This window comes from Falsiroseomonas tokyonensis (assembly GCF_019024325.1).
Classification (GTDB): Bacteria; Pseudomonadota; Alphaproteobacteria; order Acetobacterales; family Acetobacteraceae; genus Falsiroseomonas; species Falsiroseomonas tokyonensis.
On record NZ_JAFNJS010000035.1, the window covers coordinates 1 to 2,636 of the forward strand.

5 protein-coding genes are annotated in these 2,636 nt (G+C 66.5%); all 5 read left to right on the forward strand.

What is annotated here, in order from left to right:
• Positions 1-6 precede the first annotated feature (6 nt).
• Complete coding sequence (locus tag J3S20_RS29745) at positions 7-222, forward strand: TFIIB-type zinc ribbon-containing protein (protein WP_343215342.1); 216 nt, start codon at positions 7-9, stop codon at positions 220-222.
• The gene (locus tag J3S20_RS29750; RefSeq protein ID WP_216840550.1) at positions 222-686 is read left to right on the forward strand and encodes a copper chaperone PCu(A)C; all 465 of its coding nucleotides are present in this window, start codon (positions 222-224) and stop codon (positions 684-686) included. The genes J3S20_RS29745 and J3S20_RS29750 overlap by 1 nt, the downstream gene beginning before the upstream one ends.
• Positions 683-856 carry a hypothetical protein gene (locus J3S20_RS29755; protein WP_216840551.1) on the forward strand — a complete coding sequence of 58 codons (174 nt, stop codon included), beginning with the start codon at positions 683-685 and terminating at the stop codon, positions 854-856. The genes J3S20_RS29750 and J3S20_RS29755 overlap by 4 nt, the downstream gene beginning before the upstream one ends.
• Positions 853-2,439: an apolipoprotein N-acyltransferase gene (lnt, locus tag J3S20_RS29760; protein ID WP_343215341.1), complete on the forward strand. Its 1,587-nt coding sequence runs from the start codon at positions 853-855 to the stop codon at positions 2,437-2,439. The genes J3S20_RS29755 and lnt overlap by 4 nt, the downstream gene beginning before the upstream one ends.
• Positions 2,436-2,636 (forward strand): cytochrome c biogenesis protein CcdA (locus tag J3S20_RS29765; protein WP_216840552.1); only part of this gene is annotated, 201 nt, incomplete at its 3' end. The genes lnt and J3S20_RS29765, both read left to right, overlap by 4 nt.

Genomic DNA, 2,636 nt, shown 5'->3' on the forward strand with positions numbered 1-2,636 from the left:
ATTGAGATCGACTATTGCCCGAGCTGCCGCGGCGTGTGGCTGGACCGCGGAGAGCTGGACAAGATCATCGAGCGTGCCAAGGCGGCGCCAGCCCCACCCGTGTCAGCCTGGACTACGCCAAATGCTAGCGGGCGGCAGCCGGAAGGCGGGCATCAGCGGGGACACGGTGGTCGGGGCGATCATGTCCGCCGGAAGTCCTGGCTTCGGGAGATGTTTGATTGATGGACTATGGCAACTCGCAGCGCCGCTGGCTGACGATGGCGATCGTCCTGGCCTGGCGGGCGGTCTCCTCACGATCAGCTGCAGCGCAGGATAGACTACCTGTGCCGCTGGTCGTTAGCGGTGCCTGGGCCCAGGCCGTGCCGCCTGAAGCACGGGAGAGCAAAGGATTCGTCATCGTCCGGAATACTGGCACGACGATGGATCGCCTCGTTTCTGCGTGGTCGCCTGATGTCGAAACCGTGCGCCTGCGGGAACGCGATCCGGTTTCAGCCACCGAATTCCGCCCCGCAGCCGAAGGCCTTCCCGTCCCCACCGACGGCACCCTCACGATGGAAGCCGAGGGGCCGCACCTCGCGCTCAATGGCCTGCGTCAGCCCCTCAGATCAGGCGATATGATCCGCGTATTCCTGCGCTTTGAGCGTGCTGGCGAGATCGCCGTCGAGCTTCGGGGGCATGACCATTGAACGACGACACGTCGCCCTCTGATGATTTACGCCGCGCTGCCCAAAAGCACCGCTCTCGCGCGATCCTCGCGGTGCTGTTCGTGCTTGTGGCCGTGTTTTACGCAGTTGCCATGGTGCGTATTGGTGAGCAGGGGGAGGCGCGGCGGGCCGCAGCGACGGCGCCGCGGTGAAGGCGGAACGCAGGGCAGCGTTCATCCAATTTCCCGTGCCGGATAAGGCGGAGGTGAGACGGTCCCGAGTTGAGTTGTTGCAAAAGCTTGCGGGCCTTGGCCTAGGGGCGGTCACGCCGCTTGCTTTCGCGCCGCTACACCTGCTGCCGCTTCTCTTTATCGGTTTCGGTGGCCTGTTCCTGCTTCTGGAACGAACCCGCTCAATCGGCGGCGCCTTCCTTCTCGGCTGGCTATTCGGCCTCGGCAGCTTCGCCACAGGGTTGGGCTGGATTACCGAGGCTTTTGCGGTCGATGCCGAGAGATTCGGTCCATTCGCCCTCCCTGCGCTTGCGGCGCTGTCGGCGGGTCTCGCGCTATTTCCTGCGCTGTCGCTCGCGGCGGCCCGCCTCGTGGCAGGCCGCAGGGGCGGTGCGCGCCTTCTCATTGCCTACGCAGTCTGCTGGGCCGCCGGCGAATGGCTGCGCGGTGCGGTTCTCACCGGCTTTCCCTGGAATCTTGCGGGGCATGCCTGGGGCTTCGCCGACGCGCCGTTACAGCTTGCTGCCTTTGTGGGGGTCCATGGTCTGGGCCTGGTGACCATCATCCTGGCGGCTCTTCCAGCACTCGGGCTTTCCCTGCGGCGAGCTTGGCCCTTCGGCGTTGCGGCGACCCTACTGGCACTTGTCTGGGCAACCGGCGCAGCGCGGCTCGCCGTACCGCCGCCACCTGACGTGCCGGATGTTCGCCTTCGCCTGGTGCAGCCCAATGTGGCGCAATCCCTCAAATGGGAGCCGTCGGAGCGGAGGCGCATCCTCTCCGATCTTCTGACCCTCAGCCAAGCGCCAGGCTCTTCTGGGGAGGGGCCAACCCATCTACTATGGCCCGAGACGGCAGTTCCCTACCTGGTGGCGGAGGAGCCTGCGGTCCGCGCCGCAATTGCAGCCGTGGTACCGCGGGAAGGTGCTCTCGTCACCGGCTCGGTGCGGCGGGGTCTGGACTCCGCCGAAGGCCCTTCGATGCGCAACAGCGCCCTCGTGCTCGACGACACGGCCCAAATCCTGTCGGTCTACGACAAGGTCAGGCTCGTTCCATTCGGAGAATACATGCCCTTCCGCGCGTGGCTGTCCGGCATTCCGAAGTTGACGGAGGGCACCGTGGATTTCTCGCCCGGCACGGACCTCTCGCCATTGCCGATCCCGGGCCTGCCGGCAGCCGTCACGCTGATCTGCTACGAGGTGATCTTCCCCGGCCGTGGGAGCGGGGCGGCGCGCGAGGCCGGCTGGATCCTGACCCTCACCAACGACGCTTGGTTCGGCCGTTCCTGGGGCCCGCATCAGCATGCGCTGGCGGCCAGGATGCGCGCGGTAGAATTCGGCTTGCCGATGGTGCGCGTTGCAAATGGTGGAATCTCCTTCGTGACCGATGCCTACGGTCGTGAGCGGCAGCGGCTGGCACTCGGCGTGCGCGGCGTGCTGGACACGGCACTGCCTGCGGCGCTGCCGGGCGAGACGCTTTACGCGCGCCTTGGAGACCAGCCATTCCTCATTGCCGTGCTGGCAAGTTTGGCAGGGATGGCCGCCACGCGCCGAGAGCGAGCCGCATGACGCTCGATCTTTCTGCCCTCGGTCTTCTGCTCGCCTTTGGCGGTGGCCTGGTCTCCTTCCTGTCGCCTTGCGTGCTGCCGCTCGTTCCGGGCTGGGTCGCCTATGCCTGCGGCACCGGGGTGCGCGATGCGCCGCCGCGCTCCCGCGCCATGCTACTCGGCGCCTGCTTCGTGCTGGGGTTCTCGCTGGTCTTCGTG

Excerpts from the sequence above, each read along its gene's own strand:
- J3S20_RS29750 (WP_216840550.1), top strand. The coding sequence starts at position 222 with ATGGACTATGGCAACTCGCAGCGCCGCTGGCTGACGATGGCGATCGTC.